The following is a 24,401-nucleotide window of genomic DNA, read 5'->3' as shown; positions in this document are numbered from 1 at the left end:
GCTGCCCCGAGGAGTACGCGGCCGGGCTGCGCGGCGACTGGCGGGCCGCGGCCGCCGCCTGGGAGCGCCTGGGCGACCCCTACGAGCGGGCGCTCGAGCTCGCGGAGTCCGGCCGGCCCGAGCCGACGCTGCAGGCCCTGCAGCTGCTCGGCGGGCTGGGCGCGGAACCCGCGGCCCTGCTCGTCCGGCGGCGGCTGCGGGACCTCGGTATCACCCGGATCCCGCGCGGCCCGCTGCCCGCCACCCGCGACAACCCCGCGGGCCTGACGGACCGGCAGGTCGAGATCCTCCGGCTGGTCGCGCGCGGCCGCACGACCGCGGAGATCGCCGCCGCGCTCGTGCTGTCGGTGCGCACGGTCGACCACCACGTGGCCGCGGTGCTGGAGAAGCTGGGCGTCTCCACCCGGCGGGAGGCGGCCGCCCGCGACTTGCTCGGCCCGGACGACCGCACGCGCCGGTAGTCGGCTCAGTAGTTGCCCTTGGCCGACCACCCGCCGTCGACCGGGTAGACCTGCCCGGTCACGAACCGGCCCTCTCGGAACAGGTACGCCACCATCGAGGCGATCTCCTCGGGCAGGCCGAGCCGGTCGATGATGTGGGCGCGGGCGTTGGCCGCCTTCATCTCCGGTGTGATGTCGCCGAGGATCGGGGTGTCGATCGTGCCGGGCGCGATGGCGTTGACCAGGATGTTCCGCGGGCCGTACTCGAAGGCGGCCTGCTGGGTCAGCCCGATCACGCCGCCCTTCGCCGCCGAGTACGAGGCGAGGTTCGGCAGGCCGCGCAGCGCGGCGAGCGAGCTGATGTTCACGATCCGCCCGCCGCCGGCCTCGATCATCGCCGGGATCACCGCCCGCATCCCGAGCCAGACGCCCTTGAGGTCGGTCGCGAGGACGTTGTCCCAGGCCTCCTCGGTCAGCCCGACGACGGTGTCCTCGCTCTGCATGTTCACGATGCCGGCGATGTTGGCCAGCAGGTCGACCCGGCCGTGCCGCTCGAGCACCCCGGCGATCCCGGCCTCCCAGTCGGCGGCGACCCGGACGTCGAGCTGCACGCCGACGGCCTGCCCGCCCTCCTTCTCCGCGAGCGCGACGGTCTCGGCGGTGTCCTTGATGTCCGCGCACGTCACCAGGGCGCCCTCGGCGGCCAGCCGCAGCGCGGTGGCGCGGCCGATGCCCTGCGCGGCGCCGGTGACCACGGCGACCTTGTCGCGCAGCGTGGCCTCCTGAAGCGGGGGGAGATCGGACACGACGTGCTCCTCTCGACGACGGCCCGGCCGACGGTAGGAACCGCCGCGCACGGCCGACAGGGCGGCGTCGCCGAGGTGTTGGGAGAGTCCACAGGACCGTCGCGGCCCGGTTGGGGACGTCGACAACGCCGCGCGCACGAGGGGGATGACACCCCCGCCCCGCCTCGGGACCCTCCCCGGCAACCGACGAGAGGGGCCACAGGTGGACGGCACGGGACCGGTGTTCGGACTCTGGTACGACTTCCGCAACCCGGACCCGGAGCGGCCGTTCGGCGCGTTCTACCGCGAGGTCCTGGAGCAGATCGCCTGGGCGGAGCAGAAGGGTCTGGGCTCGGTCTGGCTGACCGAGCACCACTTCTGCGAGGACGGCTACAGCCCCTCGCCCTTCGTGCTGGCGTCGGCGATCGGCGAGCGCACCGCGAACCTGCGGATCGGCACGAACCTGATCGTCTCGCCGCTGCACAATCCCGTGCGGCTGGCCGAGGACGCCGCCACGCTCTCGCTGCTCACCGGCGGTCGGTTCGACCTCGGCGTCGGGCAGGGCTACTGGGAGCGCGAGTTCGCGGCGTTCGGGCAGACCGTGCGGAACCGGCCGAGCCTGCTGGAGGAGGGCGTCGAGATCATCCGGCGCGCCTGGGCCGGCGACGCGAGCGGCTTCGCCGGCAAGCGGTACTCGCTGCCCGAGGGGCTGGCCGTGACCCCGCGGCCGGAGACGACGCCGCAGCTGCTGGTCGGCGCGATGGCCGAGCCCGCGATCGCCCGGGCCGCGCGCATCGCCGACGGCTTCCTCTCCACCCAGAACGCCCACCAGCAGGCCTACCTCGACGCCGTCGCCGCGCTCGGCAGGCCGGTCGAGGACGCCCGGATCTACGCCGGCCAGTGGGCCGTCATCGCCGAGGACCCGGAGCGGACCTGGGCCCGGATCGGCGAGCACGCCCTCTACCAGCTCAACGAGTACATCGCCTGGGGCGCCTTCGGCCCGCCGGACGCGACCCCGCGCTTCACCGACCCGCAGCAGATCATCGACGCCGGCGCCTACCTCCTGTGGGACGCCGACACGGCCGTGACCGAGCTGACCGCGCTGCTGCGCGGGCGCCCGCAGATCCGCGACGTGCACTTCTGGGCGCAGCTGCCCGGCGAGCCCGTCGACAGCGGCTCGGAGCGCATCGAGTACCTGGCCACGAAGGTGATGCCGCAGGTCCGCGAGCGGCTCGCCGCCTGACCCCCGATCCCCGAGAAGGAGACGACATGGCGTACCTGGAGCGCGACGGCAAGCAGGTCTACTACGAGCACCACCGCGGCTCCGGCGGGCGCCCGGTCGTGCTGGTGCACGGCTGGGGCGCGACGAGCGAGTGCTGGGACACCACGCTCACCGCACTGCTGGGCGCGGGGCACGAGGTCGCGCTGATCGAGCACCGCGCGTGCGGGCGCTCGGACAAGGACTTCGACGACGTCTCGGTCGACGCGATCGCCTCCGACGTCGTCGCCCTGGTCCGGCACCTGGGCCTCGACCGCCCGGTGCTCAACGGCTGGTCGCTGGGCGGGGCTGTCGTGGTCGCCGCGGCGGCGGAGCTGGGCGACGAGATCTCCGGCGTGGTCCTCACCGGCGGGGCGAGCCCGCGGTACACCGCGACGGACGGCTGGCCGCACGGTGGCGCCCCCGCGGACACCGAGGCGGTGCTCGCCGGGCTGGCCGCGGACCGGGCGGCGACCTTCCGCGGGATCACCTCGGCGGTGGCCGCCAAGCCGCTCTCCGACGACCTCATGCAGTCCATCTGGCTGCAGTTCATGAGGACGGGCGCCCGGGCCGCGGACACCATCCGCAGCCTGATCGACGTGGACCAGCGCGAGCTGCTCGCCGGGCTGTCCGTGCCGGTGCTGTCCCTGCACGGCACGGAGGACGCCTTCGTGTCCTTCGCCGGGGCGAAGGCGGGCGTCGAGCTCTGCCGCGACGGCCGGCTCGTCGAGTTCGCGGGCGTCGGCCACGCCCCGTTCCTCGAGGACCCGGAGACCTACCGGACCGAGCTCCTGCGCTTCCTGGCCTGACGGGGCGGGGCGTCCCCGCCCACCAGCCGCAGCGCCAGCGCGGCATACCGGGCGGCCAGCTCGTCGATGGCGAGCCGGCCGCCCGGTTCCCACCACTCGTTCGGCCCGTTGATCATGTCCAGCACGGCGAGCGCGGACAGCCGCGGGTCCTCGCAGGCGAACTCCCCCGCCGCCGTCCCCGCGGTCAGGAAGTCGCCCAGGGCGTGCTGGTAGCGGCGCCGGTAGACCTGCACCTCGTCGAGCTTCCCCGGCGACAGCGCGCGCAGCTCGCGCCCCGCCACCCACCACGCGTCCCGGTTGGCGCCGATGTGCCCCACGTGCCCGCGGACCAGCCGCTCGAGCCGCTCCCGGTACGTCCCCTCGCCCTCGAGGATCGGCAGCTGGTCCACCACGAGGTCGCGGTCGACCACGTAGATCGACTCGAGGAGCAGCTCCTCCTTGCTGGCGAAGTGGTGGTAGAGCGAGGCGGCCTGGATGTCGGCCGCCTCGGCGATCGCCCGCATCCCCACGCCGTGGTAGCCGCGCTCGCGGAACAGCCGGCTCGCCACCGCCACCAGCTCGGCGCGCCGCGCGGCGTTGCGAGGCCGGCTCGCCTGTGCCCGCGTCGCCCGGGCGGGCGTCGCCCGTGTCGCCTGGGTCACCGTGGATCTCCCTCGTGCCGGTTCAGGCGCTGCCGCCCCGCGCCAGGTCGTCGATCTGCAGGGCGAGCTGGGCCGCCAGCAGGGCGTCGAACCGCCGCAGGTCGAGGCCGCCGACGTGCTCGATGCGGCCCAGGCGGTAGCGGATGGTGTTCTCGTGCACGCCCAGCACCTTCGCCGTGGCGCGCACCTGCGCGCCGCAGGCGAGGTAGTGCCGGAGCGTGTCGGTCAGATCGCCGCCGGTCTCCGCGTCGTTACGGCGCAGCGGGCCGAGCAGCGTCTCGGCGAACCGCACGGCCACCGAGGTGCGCTCGCCGTTGACCACCAGCCGCAACGTGCGGAAGTCCGCGGCGTCGAGCACCCCGGGCCGGCCGCCGAACCCGGCGACGATCGCCTCGGCGTCCCGGCACTCGGCATGCGCGGCCGGGTAGTCCTCGACCCGCCGGCAGACCGCCGAGACGACGGCCCGGCGGCAGCCGGTCAGCGGCCCGAGCCGGTCGAGCACCGCGCCCAGCTGCGCCTTCACCCGGGCCTCCGGCGCGCTGCCGGCGGGCAGCCCGGCGAGCAGGACGACGGCGTCGGGCTCGGCGATCGCGAGCACCGGCACTCCGAGGGCGTCCGCCACCACCGCGGAGGCGGGGGCCCGGCCGTCCCGGGAGCTGCGCCCGTCGGCCACCGGGAGCCGGACGAGCAGGTGCGGCCGCTCCACCTCGAGGCCGACGTGTGCGGCCATCCGCCGCAGGTCGTCCGGGGTGCGGGAGCCGCGCAGCAGCTCGCCGAGGACGTCGTCGCGGGCCTGCACGACCGCCTGCGCGCGCCGGGTCTCCGACAGCGACTGCAGGGCCAGCACGGCCGCGGCGTACTCGGCGACCGCCGCGTCGGCCGGGCCGAGCCGCCGCCCCGTCTCGACGACGTCGAGGTAGCCGGACACCTCCCCCTCGCCGACCAGGGCGGCGACGAGGTGGCGGCGCATCAGACCGGCGTCGGGATCGGGTGGCAGCACCGCCGTGCTGCGTTCCGGTCCGAGGTCGGCGAGCGCCGTGCGGACCCGGGCGGTGCCGGGCAGGAACGAGGACTCGTGCAGCGCCGCCGGCCCCTCGGGGGCGCTCCAGGTCACGGGGTGCAGCGCGGCGTCGAGCAGCGCGACGCCGGTGCCGAGCATCGACGCCAGGAGCGCGACCAGCGCGTCGCCCTCGGTCCCGCTGGCCACGGCGGCGGACAGCCTCCGCTGCAGCTCCCGGGTCCGGCCCAGCTCCGCGAGTTCGCGGCGCTGCCGGGCCCCGACGTTCGCCTGCCGCTCCCGGCCGAGGATCGTCTCGGCGAGGCCGGCGTACGGAGCCGCCGCGGTGGCGTCGCGCTCGGCGGCGGTGTCGTCCGGCGGGCGGCCGTCGACGGCGGGGCGCTCGACCTCGAGCACCCCGGCGACCTCGCCCTCGACGAGCAGCGGCACCGCGGCGCTGGTGTGCGCGCACTCCCGTGGGTCCCCGTCGGCGGCGAGCCGCGCGAGGCCGCCGTCGGGGCGGCGGGCGTACACCACGCAGCGTGCGGCACCGAGCTCCGCGCGCAGCGCACGCGCGACCAGCGTCAACTCCGCGGTCACGTCCTGTTGCGGCGGCTCGGGGCGGACCGTTGTAGGACTCGCCATGGCTCCCCCTCGACGTCGTTGGTTCGGCAGGGCCCTGCGACTACCGTCACAATCTGCCTCCCTAACACTCGTTAGGCAAGAGTCGACGCGGGACGAGACACGGAAGGACGCCCACATGGATGTCGGTGTGCTGCTGGTGTTCCAGAACTGGCACGAGAACCTGTCCGACGGCGAGATGTTCCGGCAGGAGGCCGAGCTCGGCGTCCTGGCCGAGGAGTACGGATTCGACTCCGTCTGGGCCGCCGAGCACCACTTCGACGACTACTCGATGTGCCCGGACAACCTGCAGCTGATGACCTACCTGGCCGGGAAGACCTCGCGGATCAAGCTGGGGACCGGCGCGGTCATCCTGCCGTGGAACAACCCGCTGCGGGTGGTCGAGAAGGCGATCATGCTCGACCACCTGTCCGGCGGTCGGGTGCTGCTCGGGATGGGCCGCGGCCTGGCGAAGATGGAGTACGAGCAGTTCGGCGTGGACATGAACGAGTCCCGCCAGCGCTTCGACGAGGCCGCTCCGGTCATCGTCGCGGGCCTGCGCAACGGGTACGTCGAGAACGACGGGCCCTTCTACCCGCAGCCGCGGGCGGTCGTGCGGCCCGGCCCCGCGCCGGAGTACGACTGGACCGGCCGGATCTACGGCGTCGCGATGTCACCGGACTCGGTGCCCGCCGTCGCCAAGGTCGGCGCCCGGATGATGACCTTCATGCAGTACCCGGCGGAGGTCCACGCCGAGTCGATCAACCGCTACCGCGACATCTACCGCGAGGAGCACGGCACCGAGCCGCTGCCGGTGCACACCCAGGACTTCGTCTACTGCCACGAGGACCCGGAGGAGGCGGAGAAGACCGCCCGCGAGTACCTGTCGCGCTACTTCCTGTCCGTGGTGAAGCACTACGACTTCGCCGGCAAGCACTGGCGCGAGACCAAGGGCTACGAGGCCTACCAGGTCGGCGCGGACATGATCCGCGAGGCCGGTATGGAGGCGGCGGCCGCGGGATACGCGGACACGCAGGTCTGGGGCACGCCCGAGCAGTGCATCGAGAAGTACAAGCACCGCCTCGAGGTGCTCGGCCCGCACCACCCGTCGATCGCGCCGTCGTTCGCCGGTCTGCCCTTCGAGAAGGTCCGGGCCTCGCTGAAGCTGTTCGGCGAGAAGGTCGTGCCCGAGCTGAAGAAGCTCGGCGTCGCGGCTCCGGCGGGGGTGTGACGTGGGCGCGCTCGAGGAGGAGAACAAGAAGGTCGTCACCGAGTTCATGGAGGTCTTCTCCTCCGGTGACGTGAACGGGATCCTGGGCTCGCTCACGGACGACGCCACCTGGTGGGTCGCCGGGAACATCCCCGGCATCTCCGGGACCAAGGACAAGTCCGGCTTCGGCGAGATGCTCGGCGGGATCGCCGAGGGCACGAAGACCGGCGCCATCACGCTCACCCCGCTGGCCTTCACCGCCGAGGGCGAGCGGGTGGCGGTGGAGACGGAGTCCTACGCGGAGCTGAAGAACGGGCGGGTCTACAACAACCTGTACCACTTCGTCTTCACCGTGCGGGACGGCAAGATCAGCTCGGTGAAGGAGTTCCTCGACACCGAGCACACCACCGCGGTGTTCGTGGCACCCTGACGCCGCTCCCTGCGTGAACGAACGGCACTTTCGCTCACTAGACGTGAGCGAAAGTGCCGTTCGTGCGTTGTGGGCGGTTCCGGGGTGGGCGGGTCGCCGGAGCCGGGCATGAGCGAACGGCGCTCTCGCTCACGCTCACTACATATGAGCGAGAGCCGTTCGCCGTGGCGGGGTGGGTGCGTCAGGCGTGGACGCCGGCGGACCAGTGCTCGCGGAGGGTCCGCTTGTCGAGCTTCCCGACGCTGGTGCGCGGCAGCTCGGTGGTCACCTCGATGCGCTCGGGCAGCCACCAGCGCGGCACCCGCTCGCCCAGCCGCGCCTTGAGCTCCTCCCCGGTCGCGGCCGAGCCGGGGTTCAGCACCACGAGCGCCAGCGGCCGCTCCTGCCAGCGCGGGTGCGGCACGGCGACCACAGCGGCCTCCGCCACCTCCGGGTCGGCCAGCAGCGCCTGCTCCAGGGCCAGCGAGCTGATCCACTCGCCGCCGCTCTTGATCAGGTCCTTGGCGCGGTCGACGATCCGCATCCAGCCGTCCGGGTCGATGACGGCGACGTCGCCGGTCAGCAGCCAGCCGTCGTCGAACCGCTCGGGGGCCTCGCCGAGGTAGTACCCGGTGGCCACCCACGGCCCCTTGACCTGCAGCTCCCCCGCGGACTCGCCGTCCCACGGGAGCTCGTGGCCGGCATCGTCGACGATCCGCCACTGCAGGCCCGGCAGCAGCCGCCCCTGGCTCTGCGTGCGGCGGCGGTGCTCCTCGCGGTCGGCGATCGGCCGGGGCGGGCGGGTGAAGCTGGCCATCGGGGACAGCTCGGTCATGCCCCAGCCCTGGTAGACGGGGATGCCCAGCTCCTCCTCGAGGTCGCGGATCAGGGCGAGGCTCGGGGTGGAGCCGCCCAGCACGAGCGCCCGCAGGCTGCGCAGGTCGCCGCCGTGCTCGCGGACGTGCCGGAGGATGTCGACGGCCACCGTCGGCACCATCCCCACGTAGGTCACCTTCTCGCGCTCGATGATCCGGGCGATCTCCGCGGGCGTCGGGTGCGGCCCGGGCAGCACCTGGGTGGCCCCGGTCATCGTCGCCGCGAACGGGACGCCCCAGGCGTTGGCGTGGAACATCGGGACGACGTGCAGCACGGTGTCCGCGGCCGAGATCGCGTGCCCGTCGGCGAGGCAGGCGGCGAAGGTGTGCAGGTAGAGGCCGCGGTGGCTGTACCCCACGCCCTTCGGCCGGCCGGTGGTGCCGGAGGTGTAGCAGAGGACGGCGAGGTCGTCCTCGCGCACGCCGGGCTCGCCGTCGAAGGCCAGGCCGTCGACCAGCAGGGCCTCGTAGGCGTCGCCGGTGTCGAGCACGCCCAGCTCGGGCTGGACGCCGTCGAGCAGGTGCTGCAGCTCGGCGTCGGCCACGATCAGCCGGTCGTCGGCGTGCCCCGCGATGTAGGCGATCTCCTCCGCGGACAGCCGCAGGTTGAGCGTGTGCAGCACGGCCCCGACCTGCGGGACCGCCGCGTACAGCTCGAGGTGGCGGTGGTGGTTCCAGGCCAGGCTGGCCACCCGGTCCCCCGGCCGCACCCCGAGCCGGCGCAGTGCCCCCGCGAGCCGGTGGACGCGGTCGGCGTAGGCGGCGTAGTCGTAGCGCAGGACCTCCTCGCCGTGCGCGTACGCCACGATCTCGCGGTCGGGATGGTGCCGGCGCGCCCGGCGCAGGAAATCGGTGATCAGCAGCTCGCCGGGGCGCGTCGTCATGGCGTCAGGGTCGTCGGGCGGGGTGGGGGCTGTCACCCGCCCGGGGCCCGGCGGCTTGTGGGCTCCTTCAACGCCGGCACCACCCGCCCGGGGACGTCATCCCCGGCGCGGGCGGTAGTGGCCCGGCACCATCCGCGTGGACACGCCGAAACGGTTCCAGGCGTTGATCGCCGCGATCACTGCGACGAGCTGGGCCAGCTCGGTGTCGTCGAACCGTGCGGCGGCCCGCTCCCACACGTCGTCGGGCACGAAGCCGTCCGTGAGCACGGTGATCGCCTCGGTCAGCTCGAGGGCGGCCACCTCGCGCGGCGAGTAGAAGTGCGCCGACTCCTCCCAGGCCGCGAGCTGCACGACCCGCTCGACCGACTCGCCCTGCGCCAGCGCGTCCTTCGTGTGCATGTCCAGGCAGAAGGCGCAGTGGTTGAGCTGCGAGGCGCGGATCCTGACGAGCTCGACGAGCGCCGGCTCGAGGCCCGCGCCGGCGGCGGCGCCGAACCGGGCCATGGCCTTGTAGACGTCCGGAACGAGCTCGGCGAGCACGAGCCGCGCGGGGTGCTCGGGGTTGCGGGCGGGGGCGGGGGTCTCCTCGGTGATGGTCACGTGCCCGACGGTAGGCCCCGGTTGGCGCACGGATGTGGTCCACTTCCGGCATGGTTTCGCGGGCCACTTCGGACCTCCACCTCGACCTCGCGCCCGGTCGTGGGGTGCGGTCCGGGCTGATGGAGGCCCTGCGCGAGGCGGTGCGCAGCGGGCGGCTGGCGCCGGGTTCGCGGCTGCCCTCCTCCCGGTCGCTCGCGGCCGATCTCGGGCTGGCGCGCAACACGGTCGCGGACGCCTACGCGGAGCTGGTCGCCGAGGGCTGGCTGGCGGCCCGGCAGGGCTCGGGCACCCGGGTGGCGCCGCGCGCCGTCCCCGGCGAGCGGCCCGCGGGTCCGGCCCGCCCGCTGCCGCCGGACCTCGCCCGGCCGGCGCACGACCTGCGGCCGGGCCGGCCGGACGTCGCGGCCTTCCCCCGCGCGGCCTGGCTGCGGGCCGCGCGCCGGACGCTGGCCGCGGCTCCGGACGAGGCCTTCGGCTACGGCGACGACCGCGGGCGGCCGGAGCTGCGGGCCGCGCTGGCCGAGCACCTCGCCCGGGCTCGCGGGGTGCGCACCGCACCGGACCGGATCGTGGTGTGCGCGGGCGCGGTGCACGGGCTCGCCCTGCTCGCCGGCCTGCTGCGGACCCGCCGGGTGCGACGGGTCGCCGCGGAGGCGCACGGCCTGCACCTGCACCGGGAACTGCTCGAGCGGCACGGGCTCGCGGTCGGCGCCCTGCCCGTCGACGACGCCGGGGCCCGCACCGACCTGCTCGACGGCGAGGGGGCCGTCCTGCTCACCCCGGCCCACCAGTTCCCCACCGGTGTGGCCCTGCGGCCGGACCGCCGGGCCGCGGCGGTCGACTGGGCCCGCGCGACCGGTGGGCTGGTGGTCGAGGACGACTACGACGGCGAGTTCCGCTACGACCGGCGGCCGGTCGGCGCCCTGCAGGGACTGGACCCGGAGCGGGTGGTGTACCTCGGCACCGCCAGCAAGGCCCTCGCTCCGGGGCTGCGGCTCGGCTGGCTGGTCCTGCCGGCCGGGCTGGCCGCGGAGGTGCAGCGGGCGGTCGCCGGGGAGGGCGGGACCCGGGTGTCCGCCGTCGACCAGCTCGTCGTCGCGGACCTGCTCACCTCGGGGGCCTACGACCGGCACGTCCGGGAGCGGCGGCAGGCCTACCGGCGGCGCCGGGACGAGCTCGTCGCCACCCTGGCGGAGCGGGCACCGGGCGTGGCGGTGCGCGGGCTGGCAGCGGGGCTGCACGCGCTGGTCGAGCTGCCCACCGGGGACGACCCGCCCGGCACGGCGGAGGCCGCCGCCCAGCGGGCGGCGGCCTGGCACGGGCTGGCGGTCGAGGGCCTGGACCGGTTCCGGCACCCGGACGCCCCGCCCCGGCCGGACGCGCTCGTGGTCGGGTACGCCACGCCGTCGCCGTCGGCCTGGGCGGGGGCGCTGGAGGCGCTCTGCCGGGTGCTCGCCCGGCCCGCCGGGTGAGGAGCTAGCGGGCGCGGCGGGTGCGCAGGTGGTCGAGGCTGTAGCGGCCGCCGCCGATCGCGCAGAGCAGCAGGAAGATCCAGCTGTAGAGCGCGGCGGGCTCGCCCATGTTGTAGATCGGGTTCCAGCCCTGCGGCAGGTGCATCGCGAAGTAGGCGAAGGCCATCATCCCGGAGAGCACGAAGCCGGCCGGCCGCACGTACAGGCCGATCGCGACGAGCACCGCGCCGACGAGCTCGACCACGGAGACCCACCAGTAGAGCGTGAAGGGTGGCAGCCCGGTACCGGCGCCGTCGACACCGCCGAACAGGCCGAAGCCCATGACCGCGTGCAGCGCGTACAGGAACCCGACGACGACGCGGAACGCCAGCAGCACCAGCTGCGGCGCGGCCTCGCGGATGCCGGTCGCCGCGCTGTCGGTGGTGCCGTCGGTGGTGCGACGGGTCAGGGCGCGGGTGGTGTCGATCGTGCTCATGGCGGGTCCTCCGTCCGGTGTGTCCGTGCTGTCGTGATGTGGACCGGCGCCGGCGCGGGAACTCATCGCTCCCCGGGAATCGAGTGGGGGTTCGAGTTCCGGCGGAACGGTTACCCGGGCGCGTGGGAGTGGTCCTGGCGGTGGTGGCGGCGGTGCTGAACGCGGCCGCCTCGGTGTTGCAGCGCAAGGCCGCCCGGGAGGAGCCCGAGGAGCGGGAGTTCTCGATCGGGCTGCTGTTCGACCTGGTCCGACGGCCGGTGTGGCTGGCGGGGATCGCGTGCGTGATCACGGGTTTCCTCGTCCAGGCCGTGGCGCTGACGCTCGCCGGGGTCGCGGTCGTGCAGCCGCTGCTGGTGGCCGAGCTGCCCTTCACGGTGCTGCTGGCGGCGTGGGCCTTCGGCGCGCGCCCCGGCGTGCGGGAGTGGACGGCGATCGGCGTGCTCGCCGCCGGTCTGGTCCTCGTCGTGGTCGCGCTGGCCCCGACCGGTGGGGACCCGGTCGCGGTGTCCGGCTGGACGTGGGTGGTCGGGTCGGCCGTGGTCGCCGTGATCGTCGGCGCGACCGTGGTCGCCGGCCGCGGGACGACGGGGTCGGCGCGCGCGGGGTGGCTCGGCATCGGGACCGGCACGGCGTTCGGCTACGTCGCCGTGCTGGTGGCGGCGGTGGGCGCGATCGCCGGGCGGGAGGGCGTGCACGGCGTGCTCACCGCGTGGCAGACCTGGGCGGTGGTCGTCGTCGGGCCGCTGTCGTTCTTCCTGCTGCAGACCGCGCTGCAGGCGGGCAGCCTGGTGGCGTCGCAACCCGGCTTCACGCTGGCGAACCCGCTGCTCGCCACGGCCTGGGGCGTGGTCGTCTACGGCGAGCAGGTCCGCGGCGGAGCCTGGTACGCGATGGCCGCCGCCGGCGGAGCGGCGCTGGTCCTCGGCACGTTCGTACTGGTCCGCTCGCCGCTGCTCAGCGACGGCGACCAGGACGAGGCCGCTCCCGCCGCTCGCTGACCCCGTCCCCCGGTCGCCCGACACCGCGCTCCCCCGGCGTATCGGGCGACGGCCCGACGGTGCCGGAGCCCCCTCGGCGGGACCGTGTGTCCAGCGGGGAACGAACCCCGCGACCACCGGACCAGACCAGGGAGCACACCATGAGCATCACCTCCTTCCACCGCACCACCGGCACCGACCGTCCGGCCCGCCGCCGCAACCCCTTCCGGCTCGCGCAGTTCCGCCCGGCCGCCCCCTTCGCCGGGATCTTCCCGGCCGACCGCGACCGCGAGCGGGTCGTCGACGAGCTGCGGGCCCTCGGCGCGCCCGGCGACCTCGTCGCCCGCGCGCACGTCTGAACCACACCCCTCTCCGGTGCCTCGGCCACCCTCACCTCGGAGGGCCTGGACCGGCACTGGCGCAACGCGCGCAGGCTGGCCGGCCACGATCCCGCCACGCACGCGGCCCGGGCGATCGGCGCCTACGTCCTGCACGGGACGCCGCCACCGGGCGACGGACTGCCCTAGCGTGCGACCCGGTGCCGCCGACGCGATCCGAGCAGCGGCAACGGGATGCGGCGACGGGGCCGGTTCGGCAACCGGCCCGCCACGGCGTCGTCGATCAGGGCCTTGACGGTCTCGGCGGCGTCCGTGCGGTTGGCGCCGATCCCGCCGGTGGAGCCGCGCTTGATCCAGCCGACGACGTAGGTGCCGGGCATGCCCTCGACGCGGCCCCCGTGGTTCGGGACGGTGCCCGTGACGTCGTCGAACGGCAGGCCGGTCAGGGGGCGCCCGCGGTGCCCGACGGCCCGGACGACCATCCCGGCCGGGATCTCCACCTCGCCGTCCGGGCCGGTCACCTGGACCGCCTCGACCCGGCCGTCGCCGGTGATCGCCGTGGGCGAGGAGTGGAAGCGCAGCACCAGCCGGCGCGGTCCCTCCGGGCCCGGTGTCGACCAGTCGACCACCTCGCGGCGCGCCTCCTGCAGCAGCGCCGCGTGCTCGCCCGGCACGGCCTCGTCGATCACCTTCCCGGTGCGCGGGTCGGCGTCGTCGACCACGACCTCCACGCCCTCCCGGCGCAGCAGCGCGACGAGCTCGGGCCGCGTGTAGGCGGCGGTGTCCGGGCCGCGGCGGGCCAGCAGGACGACCTCGCGGATCCCCGACCCGCGCAGCAGCTCCAGCGCCCCGCCCGCGATCGCGGTGTCCACGAGATCGGCCGGGTCGGCCGTGAGGATCCGCGCGACGTCGAGCGCCACGTTCCCGGTGCCGACGACGACCACCCGCCCCGACGACGGGTCGACCGCGCCGGGGGCGATCTCGGGGTGGCCGTTGTACCAGCCGACGACCGTGGTGGCGGGCAGGCTGCCGGGCAGGTCCTCCCCCGGCACGCCGAGCGACCGGGACTCCGACGCGCCCACGGCGTAGACCACCGCGTCCTGCTCGGCGGCGAGCTGCTCGGGCGTGACGTCCCGGCCGACCTCCACCCCGAGCCGCATCCGCAGCCGGTGGTGGCCCTGGTGGCGGGCGAACGTCTCGCCGATCCGCTTGGTCGACGGGTGGTCGGGCGCCACGCCGAACCGCACCAGCCCGCCCGCGACGGCGAGCCGGTCGATCAGCGTGACCCTGGCGTCGGTGTGCAGGAGCAGGTCCTGCACGGCGTACATGCCCGCGGGCCCGGTACCGACCACCGCGACGTCGAGCGCCGGGAAGCCGGCCGGGACGGTGCGGTCGAAGGTGGGCGGGCCCCAGCGGTGGAACACGGGGGTCCGCTCGGCCTCCTCCACCTCCGACGACGGCCGGTCGGCGTAGAACTCCGCGTTGACCTCGGCGTAGCCCTCGAGCGGGCCGCTCAGGAGGTCGACCGGACGGATGGCGTCCACGGGGCACGCGTCGGCACACGCGCCGCAGTCGATGCACGACCGCGGGTCGATGTGGAGCATGTCCGTGGTGCCGAAGTCCGGCTCGTCCGGCGTGGGGTGGATGCAGTTGACCGGGCACGCCGCGACGCAGGACGCGTCGGTGCAGCAGGTCTGGGTGATCGCGTACGGCATCGCGGGGCCTGTCGCTCGGTGGGGTCGGCAGGGCGCCGGTCAGAGGAGGTTCGCGCGGCGGTAGATCGCCCGCGCGGCCGGCGTGAGCAGCCCGGCCGAGCCGAGGAACTCCATCAGCCCGGCGCAGCTCGAGCGCATCATCGCCTTGTGGTGCTGGTTGGCCCGCGCCTCGCGCAGCGCACGCTTGCGGTCCAGTCCGGCCGCCTCGTACACGTCGTCGCTGACCATGCTGGTCACGATGTGGTACGCGGCTCCGGCGATGACCACCGCGTCCGCCTGACGACGCAGCGCGCCCGCACCCCGCATCCGCTCGCGGACCTCGTCCCGGGCGAACTTCATGTGCCGGGACTCCTCGACCACGTGGATGTTGTTGATCGTGCGCACGAACGGGACCACGCGCTCGTCGCGCATCCAGTCCCGCTGCATCACGTCGAGGACCTCCTCGGCGACGAGGATCGCGGCGTAGGCCGCCTCGCCGCCGGCGAGCGCGGCGAACGCCCGGCCGAGCTCGACGACCGACCGCTTCGGGCGGTACGGCCGCGCGCCCAGCTTGGCCACGCCGCGGGCGAACATGATCGAGTGGCGGCACTCGTCGGCGATCTCGGTGAGCGCCCACTGGAAGGCCGGGTCGGTCGGGTCCTCGGCGTAGAAGTCCCGCAGCACCATCTGCTGCAGGATCATCTCGAACCAGATGCCGGTGCTGGCGACGGACGCCGACTCCTGCCGGGTCAGCTCGCGCTGCTGCTCCGGGGTCATCTCGTCCCAGTACGCCGTGCCGTAGAGGGTGCTCCACTCCGGGCTCGCGCCGTGGAAGCCGGTGTCCAGCGGCGTCTCCCAGTCGACCTCCTGCGCCGGGTCGAAGGAGAGCATCTCCGACGAGCGCAGCAGGCGGCGGGCGACGTCGGCGTGGTCGCCCTCGACGGCGGCATCAGCGCTGGGCACGGCGTGGTCGGCGGTGCGGTCCAGGGCAATGGTGTCGTCCATGGTCGCTCCTTCGCGGATCGACGACTGCTGGCGTTACCGGCGGTAACGTTACCGGTGGTAACACTTGCTCGCAAGCCGGGATCGTCCCCCGTCCGCGTGGAAGGCGCCGTCGGGCTACTGAGAGAATCTTTAAATCAATCGCTTGACCGAACTCGGCGGCGGGACTTCACTGGCGCCGCACCCCGCCGGCAGGTCGCGGGCCACGAGGAACGGAGAACGACCCAGCGCAGGACCCGGACGCGTCGCGGGCAAGGTCGCCCTGGTCACCGGCGCGGCGCGGGGCCAGGGCCGCGCCCACGCCGTCAGGCTCGCCCAGGAGGGCGCCGACATCGTGGCCGTGGACATCGCCGGTCCGCTGCCGAGCGTGCCGTACGACTCCCCCGCCCCGGAGGACCTGGCCGAGACCGCGCGCCTGGTCGAGAGGCTCGACCGCCGGATCGTCACGGCGAAGGTCGACATCCGCGACCTCGACGCCCTGCGCACCGCCGTCGACGACGCCGTCGCCGAGCTCGGCCGGCTCGACGTGGTGATCGCGAACGCGGCGATCTGCGTCCCGTCGGCGTGGGACGAGATCACCCCGCAGGTCTTCGACGACACGATGAGCATCAACGTCACCGGCACCTGGAACACGGTCATGGTCGGTGCGCCGCACCTCGTACGGGCGGGCGGCGGCTCGATCGTGCTGGTCAGCTCCGCGGCGGGGCTCAAGGTGCAGCCGTTCATGGTCCCCTACACCACCAGCAAGTGGGCGGTCCGCGGCATGGCCAAGGCCTTCGCCACCGAGCTCGCGAGGCACCACATCCGCGTCAACAGCCTGCACCCGACGGGCGTCGCCACCCCGATGGGCACCGGCGACATGCAGGCCCAGCTGGGCAAGGCGATCGCCGGCGACCCGCGGCTCGCCGGCATGTTCACCAACCTGCTGCCGGTCGACATCACCCAGCCCGAGGACGTCGCCGAGACGGTGCTGTTCCTCGCCTCGGACGAGTCGCGGTACATCACCGCCCACGAGATCGCGCCCGACGCGGGCGTGACGGAGTTCTGAGCTCCTCGACGGTCCGGTCCGACTGCTCCAGGTCATGACGGCGTTCGGATCGGTGCTCCACGCGTCAACATCCCGTCAGGAACGGGGCCCCCGGCGATGGGCAGGCACACCCTGGCGTCATGTACCCGAGCCGTCCGCGCACTCCCCCGTCCACGCCGCCGGTGTGCGCCGGTGGCCTGCTCCTCGGCCTGCCCGCCGCCGTCGGGGCGCAGGTGGTCGCCTGGGCCTGCGACCCGGCCGACGTCGCCGTCGGCGGCCTGGCGCTCGCGGCCCTCGCCGCGGGTCTCGCCGCGACCGCGACGTCCACGGGCGGCGCCGTCGTCGCCGGGACCGTCGGCTGGGCGGTCTACGACGGGTTCGCCGCCCACCGCCTCGGCGAGCTGCACGCCGGGGCCGCCGATGTGCGCGCGCTCCTGGTCGTCGTGGGCGCGGCGCTCGTGTTCCGCGCGCCGGCCGCGGTGCTCCGCGTGCACCGCGCCGGGCCGGGCAGGGTGCTCACAGTGCTCGGACACGGTGCACACAGGCCGCTCCTCGGGCCGGCCAGCAGTGTTGTCGCCGGCGCCGGACCCGGCGCCCGAGACGCTCCCCCACAGGAGGATCCGTGCACACGCTTCCCCAGCTCGTCGAGTACCTCAACACCCACGGCGCCCCGGCCCAGCTCGTCGACCAGGTGAGGAACCTGCAGGTGCGGCACGCCCTGACCCCGCAGGCCTTCCAGGACCTCTGCACCCGGCTCGGCTGGCGCCCGCGCGGCGTCAGCGTGGCCGACGCCGTCGCCTGGGTGCGGCAGGGCGTCCGCGGCTGACGGTGCCGCTGCAACGGGGGTGCGTCGGGCACGCACCCCCCGCGCCGCGGGCGACCCTTGCCCGGCCGTCCCGCCCGGTCCACTCTCGACGCGTGCCCGACCACCGACACGACCTGCTCTTCGGCGCCTTCGTCACGCCGGTCGCGGACCCGCCGGACCAGGCGGTCGACCTGGCGGTGGCGGCCGACCGGGCCGGCCTGGACCTCGTCGCCTTCCAGGACCATCCGTACCTGCCGGAGTTCCTCGACGCCTGGACGTTGATGTCCGTCGTCGCCGCCCGGACCGAGCGGATCCGGCTCACCGGCGACGTCCTCAACCTCCCGCTCCGCCCACCCGCCGTCCTCGCCCGCAGTGCCGCGAGCCTCGACCGGCTCAGCGGTGGCCGCGTCGAGCTCGGCCTCGGCGCGGGCGCCTTCTGGGACGGCATCGAGGCCATGGGCGGCCGCCGGCTGAAGCCCGGCGAGTCCGTGCAGGCCCTCGAGGAGGCGATCGCGATCCTCCGCGGCGTCTGGGCCGCCGACGAACGCGGCGGCGTCCGCGTCGACGGCGAGTTCCACCACGTCGCCGGCGCCAAGCGCGGCCCCGCGCCCGCCCACCACATCGGCATCTGGGTCGGCGCCTACGGCCCCCGCATGCTCCGGGTCGTCGGCCGCCTCGCCGACGGCTGGTTGCCCTCGCTCTCCTACCTGCGCGACGGCCCCGCCTCCCTCGGCGCCATGAACACCCTGATCGACGAGGGCGCCGCCGCGGCCGGCCGCGACCCCGGCGCGATCCGCAGGCTGCTCAACCTCGAGGGCCGTTTCGCGCAGACCGGCGGCGGCCTGCTCGTCGGTCCGCCGGAGCAGTGGGCCGAGGAGCTCGCCGACCTCGCCCTCTCCGAGGGCATCTCCGGCTTCATCCTGATGTCCGACGACCGGGCCACCCTCGAGCGCTACGCCCACGAGGTCGCCCCGCGCACACGGGAGCTGGTCGAGGCGGAGCGGCGTGGGTAGCGCAGAGGCGATGCCGGGATGACGGCAGGGAGACCGATGCCCACACAGGACGACGTGCTCGGGTACTTCGACACGCTGTCGAACTGGGGGCGGTGGGGCGACGACGACGAGCTCGGCACCCTGAACCACATCACCGACGACGTCCGGTTGGCGGCGGCGCGGGCCGTGCGGCACGGCAGGAGCGTGTCGTGCGCATGGGAGGTCGGCGTACCGGACGACATGGAGCGGTCGACGACGACGTGCCCGTGTGCCGCCGACATGCCGGGCGCCGAGAACATGCCGGCCCGATTCCGCAACGACCGGCGCTGGGGCTTCTCGTCCGAGCGGCTCGGCATCACGTTCCACGGCAACACCCTCACCCACGTCGACTCGCCGTGCCACATCTTCTGGGACGGCACGATGTACAACGGGCGGTCCCACTCGTCGGTCGACGCCGCCACGGGATCGGCGTGGGCGGCCGTCACGGCGGCGGCGAACGGGATCATCACGCGGGGTGTCCTCCTGGACATCGCGAGGGTCCGCGATGTGCCGTGGTTGGAGCCGGGGCAGGGTGTGTTTCCCGAGGATCTCGAGGAGGCCGAGCGTCGCCAGGGTGTGCGGGTGCGCTCCGGCGACGCGGTACTCCTGCGGACCGGCCAGGGCCGCGTCCGGCACGAGGCCGGTGCGGCCGGCGGTGTCACGCAGGCCGGGTGGCACGCGTCCTGCCTGCCGTGGCTGCAGGAACGGGAGGTCGCGCTGATCGGCGCCGACACCCCCCAGGACGTCCAGCCGTCGGGGTACGAGGACGTGTTGATGCCGGTTCACGCCGTGGGCCTGGTGGCGATGGGTCTGTGGCTGCTCGACAACTGCGACCTGGAGGCGTGCGCGACAACGGCCGCCGAGCTCGACCAGTGGGACTTCCACCTCGCGGTCGCGCCGGTCCGCTTCGCCGGTACGTCCGGCAGCCCGGTCAACCCGATCGCCACGTTCTGACCGCGGGCCCAGCGGCACCCTACGGATCGACGCACCTGCCAGCCACAAGACGGGGCTCTCCGCTGATGCGATCGGTCGGCGCCCGGACCCCCCGTCCGGACGCCGACCCCCTGCCCTGATCCTCGTTCCGGGCCGACCGGGCGTTAGTCGGGTAACGCGCGGCGAGCCCGTCGCGAGGCGCGGAGGGGACGGACGCTGCTCAGCGGGCCGGCGTGATCCGCCCGGTGACCTCGCCGAACCCGATCCGGGTGCCGTCCGGGCCGGGCGCGGTGGCGGAGATCGTGACCTCGTCGCCGTCGAGCAGGAAGGTCCGTTCCTCGCCCTTCACGGTGACCGGCTCGCGCCCGCCCCAGGTCAGCTCGATGAACGCGCCGCGCTGGCGCTTGTCCGGGCCGGAGACGGTGCCCGACGCGAACAGGTCCCCGGGCCGCGCGGACGCCCCGTTCACCGTCATGTGCGCCAGCATCTGCGCCGGCGACCAGTACATCTCCCGGTACGGCGGGCGGGCGACCTCCTCGCCGTTCCACTCCACGACCAGGTCGACGTCCAGGCCCCAGTCCTCGCTGCCGCGCAGGTAGCCCAGCGGCTGCGGGTCCTGCCCGGGTAGCGGCACCCGCGCCGCCTGCAGCGCGGCGAGCGGCACCACCCACGGGCCGACCGAGGTCGCGAAGCTCTTGCCCAGGTTCGGGCCCAGCGGCACGTACTCCCAGGCCTGGATGTCGCGCGCGGACCAGTCGTTGACCAGTACCGCGCCGAAGACGTGGTCGGCGAACTCGTCGACCCCGATCCGCCCGCCCAGCGGCGAGCCGACGCCGACGACGAACCCCAGCTCGGCCTCGATGTCCAGCCGCCGCGACGGCCCGTACGTGGGCGCCGCCTCGTCGGGCGCCTTGCGCTGCCCACAAGGCCGGACGACGTCCGTGCCGGAGACGACCACGGTGCCGGCGCGGCCGTGGTAGCCGACCGGCAGGTGCTTCCAGTTCGGCATCAGCGGCTCGGCGTCCGGGCGGAACAAGCGGCCGAGGTTCGACGCGTGGTGCTCCGAGGCGTAGAAGTCCACGTAGTCGGCGACCTCGAACGGCAGGTGCAGGGCCACGTCCCGGACCGGGTGCAGGGCCGCGTCGGGCAGGTCCCCGCCGACGAGGGCGGTGACCCGCTCGCGGACCTCCGCCCACCGGCCCGGCCCCTGGGCCAGGAACGGGTTCAGCGACGCCGCGGCGAACACGGGATCGTCGAGCAGCACGGACAGGTCGATCACGGTGTCGCCCAGCCGCACGCCGACCCTCGGGTCACCGCCGGCGGCGGAGAAGACCCCGTAGGGCAGGTTCTCCCGCCCGAACGGCGAGCCTGCGGGGACCTCGACGACGCTCATCAGTGGATTCCTTCCGGGACCGGTGCGGTCAGGACGCCGAGCGCGACGAGCTCGTCGCGCGGGTCGGTGATGCTGCAGGTGCCGAACGAGGTGAACGCCGCCCGCACCCCGGGGTCGGCGGCGCGGACCAGCCCGGCGACGGTCGCGCCGTCGCGTTCGGCGAGCAGGGTGCGTGCCTCGGACTCGGTGCCGCCCCGGACGAGCGCGTCCGTGGCGAGCAACAGGTTGAGGAAACCGTGCTGCTCGAACCCCGTCCGCGGGTCGGTGTTGCGCACCGCGTGGTGCAGCCCGGCGGTCGCCTTGAACGGCACCCCCGCCTCGACGACGGCGGCGATCCCCGCGGCGAGCTCGGCCTCGTCCGGGTGCAGGTCGGCCCGGATCCCGCCGGTGCGGAACTTGGCCCGGTACCGCCCCGACGACGAGGCCAGCGCCTCCAGGACCGCGACCCGGCGCAGGTCGCGGGGCACCTCGACGTAGACGTCGAGATCACCCGGCACCCCCGCCGCGAGCAGGTCGAGGAACTCGGCGGTCGCCATGCCCTCCGGCACCGCCACCTCGACCGACCGCACTTCCACCGGCAACGGGGCGACGTCGGCCAGCGCGGCGGGAAGGTCCGCCGGCCCACCGGGCAGCGTCACCGACAGCGGCAGCCGAACATCCGGCGGGAGCAGGGGCCCCAACCGTGGGAGCGCCGCCGCGGCCAGCACCAGCGGCCCGACCAGCCCGGCGTACCAGCGGTCCCGCCGGTCCCGGTACGCCCGCACCGCGTCCGGCAGCGGGGCGAGGCCGGGTGGGAAGACCGCGGCGTCGTCGCACAGCCCGGCGACCAGGGCCGGTACGCCGGCGACCCCGCCCGTCACGACCCCGGTCCCCGGCCCGCCCAGGTCCAGGCGTAGCGGTCGTCCTCGGCGGCGATGCCGCCCTCGCCCAGCTCCATGGGCCGGAACGTGTCCACCATGACGGCCAGCTCGTCGAAGAACTCGGCCCCGATCGACCGCTCGACCGCCCCCGGCTGCGGGCCGTGCGAGTGCCCGCCCGGGTGCAGGCTGATCGAGCCCTGCCCGATCCCGGACCCCTTGCGCGCCTCGTAGTTCCCGCCGCAGTAGAACATGATCTCGTCCGAGTCCACGTTGGAGTGGTAGTACGGCACCGGGATCGACAGCGGGTGGTAGTCCACCTTGCGCGGCACGAAGTTGCAGATCACGAAGTTCTGCCCCTCGAACACCTGGTGCACCGGCGGCGGCTGGTGCACCCGCCCGGTGATCGGCTCGAAGTCGGCGATGTTGAACGTGTACGGGTACAGGCAGCCGTCCCAGCCGACCACGTCGAACGGATGCGTCGGGCAGACGTACCGGGTCCCGGTGATCCCCCGCGAGCCGCGGTGCTTGACGAGCACCTCGACGTCGGTGCCCTCCACCACGTACGGCTCCGTGGGCCCGTGCAGGTCCCGCTCGCAGTACGGAGCGTGCTCGAGCAGCTGCCCGTAGCGCGACAGGTACCGCTTCGGCGGGGCGATGTGCGAGTTCGCCTCGATCGCGTAGAGCCGCAGCGGCTCCGAGCCCGTCGGGATCCAGCGGTGGGTCGTCGCGCGCGGGATCAGCACGTAGTCGCCCTGCCCGGCCTCGAGCACCCCGAACACCGTCTCGACGGTCGCGGTGCCGGACTCGACGTAGACGCACTCGTCGCCGACGGCGTTGCGGTACAGGGGCGAGGTCTCCCCCGCCACCACGTAGGAGATCCGCACGTCGGCGTTGCCCAGCACCAGCCGCCGGCCCGTCACCGGGTCCACGGCCTTCCAGTCCTGGCCGGTCAGCCGGTGCAGCTCCAGGTGCCGCGGGACCAGCGGCCGGTTCTCCGTCAGCGACTGGTCCGGCAGCTCCCACGGCGTGGCGTCGACGATCGCCGACGGCACGCCCGTGTGGTAGAGCAGCGAGGAGTCCGAGGAGAAGCCCTCCTCCCCCACCAGCTCCTCGTAGTGCAGGCCGCCGGCCGCGGTCCGGTGCTGGGTGTGCCGCTTGGGCGGGACGTCACCGACTCGCCTGTAGAACGCCATCGTGGCTCTCCTCCCGGGTGCCGGGGTGCGCGGCGGCGCGGTGCAGCGCCGCGATGATCTCTTCGGTGGTCGGACCGGCCAGGACGGCGGCGACATGGGCGTCCGGGCGGACGACCCACACCTCGTCGGGCCGGGCCGCGAGGGTGGCGGTGAAGGTGCCCTCGGGGTCGATCTCGTGCAGGGCGAGGACCCGGACCGGGCCGGGCACGGCCGCCGCGGCCCGCGTGGCCGCGGCCCGGTCGACCCGGGCGCCGGTCAGGAGCAGGAACCCGTCGCGGGCCAGCGCGCGGGCCCGGCCGTCGGCGTTCGTCCCGGCGACGACGACGGGTGCGTCGGGCAGCAGCACGCCCGGTCCGGCCGGCGGGACCTGCCCGCGCGGCGGGCGCCCGCCGAAGGGCCGCCGCGCGTCGATGGTGGTCAGCGGCGAGTCGACGTACCAGAACGGCTCGGACAGCCGCCCGGAGTCGACGCGGGCGCGGGCCTCGGCGTCGGACGCCGCCCGGGCGAGCACCTCGGCGCGGTGCCGCGCGCGGGCCTCGTCCGGCGGGACCAGGAAGTCCATGGTCGCGGTGGTGACCGCGATGTTCTCGACGGCCGCGGCGTGCCGCTCGTGGTGGTAGCTCTCCAGCAGCTCCTCCGGCGCCCAGCCGTGGCCGACGTAGGCGATCTTCCAGGCGGCGTTCTCCGCGTCGCCGACCCCGGAGTTCAGCCCCCGGGCCCCGAACGGCGACACCAGGTGCGCCGCGTCGCCGGCGACGAGGATCCGCCCGCAGCGCATCCGGTCCACCACGCGGGAGTGGAAGCGGTACACCGACTTCCACACGATCTCGTAGTCCCGGTCGCCGACGATCTGCCGGATCCGGGCGTCCAACGCCCCGGAGGCGACCTCGGCGTCGAGGTCGTAGTCCGCCGGCACCTGCCAGTCGATCCGGAAGGTCGAGTCCGGGCACGGGTGGATCAGCACCTGCCGGCCCGGGTTCCACTCCGGGTCGAAGAAGAACCGCCGCTCGGAGGCCCAGCCGGGCAGGTCCGCGCGGATGTCGCAGATCAGGAAGCGGTCGTCGAAGGAGTGCCCGTCGAAGCTCACCCCGAGCAGCGCGCGCAGCTCGTCGCTGCGGGCCCCGGCGCAGACGACGAGGTAGGAGCCGCGCAGCTCCCGGCCGTCGTCGAGGCGGGCGACGACCCCGGAGCCGTCCTGCTCGACGTGGACGACCCGGTGCCCCCAGCGCAGGTCCACGAGGGGTTCGGCCGCGATGCACTCGTCGAGGATCTCCTCGGTGCGCGTCTGGGAGATGTTGACGAACGGCGGGAACGCCGAGCGGCCGGGGTCGGCGAACTCGACCGCGAACAGCTCGCGGTCGCGGTGGAAGGTGCGGGCGGTGGTCCAGGTGACCCCCTCCGCGGCGATCCGCCGGCCGGCGCCGACGGACTCCCAGACGTCGAGGACGTCGCGCTGCTGGCAGATCGCCTTGGACCCGACCATGTCCCGTTCGGGACGCCGGTCGAGGACGATCGTCGGCACGCCCCAGCGGGCGAGCAGCAGGGCGGTGGTCTGCCCGACCGGGCCGGCGCCCAGGACGAGCACCGGCGCGGCGGGCCAGGCGCCCGCGGCCCGGTCCCTGCTCGGCGAGCGAGGTGCGGTGGTCATGCGGTACTCCCGTCGTCGCGAGTC

25 protein-coding genes are annotated in these 24,401 nt (G+C 74.5%); 13 read left to right on the top strand and 12 right to left on the bottom strand.

Annotation, left to right across the window (positions count from 1 at the left end; translation table 11 throughout):
* Positions 1-26 precede the first annotated feature (26 nt).
* A complete protein-coding gene (locus tag ACQP04_RS11925; RefSeq protein WP_433508348.1) occupies positions 27-461 on the top strand; it encodes a helix-turn-helix transcriptional regulator in 435 nt (144 codons plus the stop codon).
* Positions 462-466: 5 nt separating this feature from the next.
* Here ACQP04_RS11925 and ACQP04_RS11920 read toward each other — a convergent pair whose 3' ends face one another.
* A complete protein-coding gene (locus tag ACQP04_RS11920; RefSeq protein WP_433507114.1) occupies positions 467-1,246 on the bottom strand; it encodes an SDR family NAD(P)-dependent oxidoreductase in 780 nt (259 codons plus the stop codon).
* Between the two features lie 202 nt (positions 1,247-1,448).
* Between ACQP04_RS11920 and ACQP04_RS11915 the strand changes: the two genes are divergently transcribed.
* Together ACQP04_RS11915 and ACQP04_RS11910 are read left to right on the top strand one after the other, a co-directional pair.
* Positions 1,449-2,468: an LLM class flavin-dependent oxidoreductase gene (locus ACQP04_RS11915; RefSeq protein ID WP_433507113.1), complete on the top strand. Its 1,020-nt coding sequence runs from the start codon at positions 1,449-1,451 to the stop codon at positions 2,466-2,468.
* A gap of 26 nt (positions 2,469-2,494) precedes the next feature.
* On the top strand, positions 2,495-3,292 hold the full coding sequence (locus ACQP04_RS11910; protein ID WP_433507112.1) for an alpha/beta fold hydrolase: 798 nt from the start codon (positions 2,495-2,497) through the stop codon (positions 3,290-3,292).
* On the opposite strand, the gene ACQP04_RS11905 is transcribed toward ACQP04_RS11910, so the two are convergent.
* Entirely contained in the window at positions 3,259-3,933 is a 675-nt protein-coding gene (locus tag ACQP04_RS11905) for a TetR/AcrR family transcriptional regulator (RefSeq protein ID WP_433507111.1), read from the bottom strand. The two genes, ACQP04_RS11910 and ACQP04_RS11905, sit on opposite strands and share 34 nt — an antisense overlap.
* A 22-nt stretch (positions 3,934-3,955) precedes the next feature.
* Positions 3,956-5,530 (bottom strand): PucR family transcriptional regulator, encoded by a 1,575-nt coding sequence (locus ACQP04_RS11900; RefSeq protein WP_433507110.1) that lies wholly within the window; start codon positions 5,528-5,530, stop codon positions 3,956-3,958.
* A 160-nt stretch (positions 5,531-5,690) separates the two neighbouring features.
* Here ACQP04_RS11900 and ACQP04_RS11895 point away from each other — a divergent pair, with 160 nt between their 5' ends.
* Entirely contained in the window at positions 5,691-6,782 is a 1,092-nt protein-coding gene (locus ACQP04_RS11895; RefSeq protein ID WP_433507109.1) for an LLM class flavin-dependent oxidoreductase, read from the top strand.
* Position 6,783: 1 nt separating this feature from the next.
* A complete protein-coding gene (locus tag ACQP04_RS11890; RefSeq protein WP_037040625.1) occupies positions 6,784-7,191 on the top strand; it encodes a nuclear transport factor 2 family protein in 408 nt (135 codons plus the stop codon).
* Between the two features lie 181 nt (positions 7,192-7,372).
* On the opposite strand, the gene ACQP04_RS11885 is transcribed toward ACQP04_RS11890, so the two are convergent.
* Together ACQP04_RS11885 and ACQP04_RS11880 are read right to left on the bottom strand one after the other, a co-directional pair.
* The gene (locus ACQP04_RS11885) at positions 7,373-8,929 is read right to left on the bottom strand and encodes a long-chain-fatty-acid--CoA ligase (RefSeq protein WP_433507108.1); all 1,557 of its coding nucleotides are present in this window, start codon (positions 8,927-8,929) and stop codon (positions 7,373-7,375) included.
* Positions 8,930-9,025: 96 nt separating this feature from the next.
* The gene (locus ACQP04_RS11880) at positions 9,026-9,529 is read right to left on the bottom strand and encodes a carboxymuconolactone decarboxylase family protein (RefSeq protein WP_433507107.1); all 504 of its coding nucleotides are present in this window, start codon (positions 9,527-9,529) and stop codon (positions 9,026-9,028) included.
* A gap of 50 nt (positions 9,530-9,579) precedes the next feature.
* Here ACQP04_RS11880 and ACQP04_RS11875 point away from each other — a divergent pair, with 50 nt between their 5' ends.
* Entirely contained in the window at positions 9,580-11,001 is a 1,422-nt protein-coding gene (locus ACQP04_RS11875) for a PLP-dependent aminotransferase family protein (protein WP_433507106.1), read from the top strand.
* Between the two features lie 4 nt (positions 11,002-11,005).
* On the opposite strand, the gene ACQP04_RS11870 is transcribed toward ACQP04_RS11875, so the two are convergent.
* Positions 11,006-11,476 (bottom strand): DoxX family protein, encoded by a 471-nt coding sequence (locus tag ACQP04_RS11870; protein ID WP_433507105.1) that lies wholly within the window; start codon positions 11,474-11,476, stop codon positions 11,006-11,008.
* Positions 11,477-11,598: 122 nt separating this feature from the next.
* Between ACQP04_RS11870 and ACQP04_RS11865 the strand changes: the two genes are divergently transcribed.
* Entirely contained in the window at positions 11,599-12,474 is an 876-nt protein-coding gene (locus ACQP04_RS11865; RefSeq protein WP_433507104.1) for a DMT family transporter, read from the top strand.
* A 140-nt stretch (positions 12,475-12,614) separates the two neighbouring features.
* Complete coding sequence (locus ACQP04_RS11860; protein ID WP_433507103.1) at positions 12,615-12,812, top strand: hypothetical protein; 198 nt, start codon at positions 12,615-12,617, stop codon at positions 12,810-12,812.
* 164 nt (positions 12,813-12,976) lie between these two features.
* Here the strand turns inward: ACQP04_RS11860 and ACQP04_RS11855 are convergent, their stop codons facing one another.
* Positions 12,977-14,506, bottom strand: coding sequence for an FAD-dependent oxidoreductase (locus tag ACQP04_RS11855; RefSeq protein ID WP_433507102.1), 1,530 nt, complete (start codon positions 14,504-14,506; stop codon positions 12,977-12,979).
* 39 nt (positions 14,507-14,545) lie between these two features.
* A complete protein-coding gene (locus ACQP04_RS11850) occupies positions 14,546-15,490 on the bottom strand; it encodes an AurF N-oxygenase family protein (protein WP_433507101.1) in 945 nt (314 codons plus the stop codon).
* Between the two features lie 142 nt (positions 15,491-15,632).
* Here ACQP04_RS11850 and ACQP04_RS11845 point away from each other — a divergent pair, with 142 nt between their 5' ends.
* The 5 genes from ACQP04_RS11845 (at position 15,633) to ACQP04_RS11825 (ending at position 19,304) form a co-directional block, all read left to right on the top strand.
* On the top strand, positions 15,633-16,535 hold the full coding sequence (locus tag ACQP04_RS11845; protein WP_433507100.1) for a mycofactocin-coupled SDR family oxidoreductase: 903 nt from the start codon (positions 15,633-15,635) through the stop codon (positions 16,533-16,535).
* A gap of 119 nt (positions 16,536-16,654) precedes the next feature.
* Entirely contained in the window at positions 16,655-17,209 is a 555-nt protein-coding gene (locus ACQP04_RS11840; protein ID WP_433507099.1) for a hypothetical protein, read from the top strand.
* Positions 17,206-17,340 carry a hypothetical protein gene (locus ACQP04_RS11835; RefSeq protein WP_433507098.1) on the top strand — a complete coding sequence of 45 codons (135 nt, stop codon included), beginning with the start codon at positions 17,206-17,208 and terminating at the stop codon, positions 17,338-17,340. The genes ACQP04_RS11840 and ACQP04_RS11835 overlap by 4 nt, the downstream gene beginning before the upstream one ends.
* Before the next feature lie 92 nt (positions 17,341-17,432).
* Positions 17,433-18,332 (top strand): LLM class flavin-dependent oxidoreductase, encoded by a 900-nt coding sequence (locus ACQP04_RS11830; protein ID WP_433507097.1) that lies wholly within the window; start codon positions 17,433-17,435, stop codon positions 18,330-18,332.
* A 36-nt stretch (positions 18,333-18,368) separates the two neighbouring features.
* Positions 18,369-19,304 (top strand): cyclase family protein, encoded by a 936-nt coding sequence (locus tag ACQP04_RS11825; protein WP_433507096.1) that lies wholly within the window; start codon positions 18,369-18,371, stop codon positions 19,302-19,304.
* 199 nt (positions 19,305-19,503) lie between these two features.
* Here the strand turns inward: ACQP04_RS11825 and fahA are convergent, their stop codons facing one another.
* From fahA to ACQP04_RS11805, 4 genes are read right to left on the bottom strand one after another with little or no spacing between them, the layout of a single operon-like run.
* Positions 19,504-20,676, bottom strand: coding sequence for a fumarylacetoacetase (gene fahA / locus ACQP04_RS11820; protein ID WP_433507095.1), 1,173 nt, complete (start codon positions 20,674-20,676; stop codon positions 19,504-19,506).
* Positions 20,676-21,536, bottom strand: coding sequence for a hypothetical protein (locus ACQP04_RS11815; protein WP_433507094.1), 861 nt, complete (start codon positions 21,534-21,536; stop codon positions 20,676-20,678). Before ACQP04_RS11815 ends, fahA begins: the two co-directional genes overlap by 1 nt.
* Entirely contained in the window at positions 21,533-22,729 is a 1,197-nt protein-coding gene (locus ACQP04_RS11810; RefSeq protein WP_433507093.1) for a homogentisate 1,2-dioxygenase, read from the bottom strand. Before ACQP04_RS11810 ends, ACQP04_RS11815 begins: the two co-directional genes overlap by 4 nt.
* Positions 22,704-24,377, bottom strand: a complete 1,674-nt coding sequence (locus ACQP04_RS11805) for an FAD-dependent monooxygenase (protein ID WP_433507092.1) — start codon at positions 24,375-24,377, stop codon at positions 22,704-22,706. Before ACQP04_RS11805 ends, ACQP04_RS11810 begins: the two co-directional genes overlap by 26 nt.
* Positions 24,378-24,401 lie beyond the last annotated feature (24 nt).

It is taken from the genome of Pseudonocardia halophobica (assembly GCF_050948485.1).
GTDB classification, from domain to species: domain Bacteria; phylum Actinomycetota; class Actinomycetes; order Mycobacteriales; family Pseudonocardiaceae; genus Pseudonocardia; species Pseudonocardia halophobica.
The sequence above is the reverse complement of the archived record's forward strand: the minus strand, read 5'-3'. Positions and strand labels throughout refer to the sequence as shown.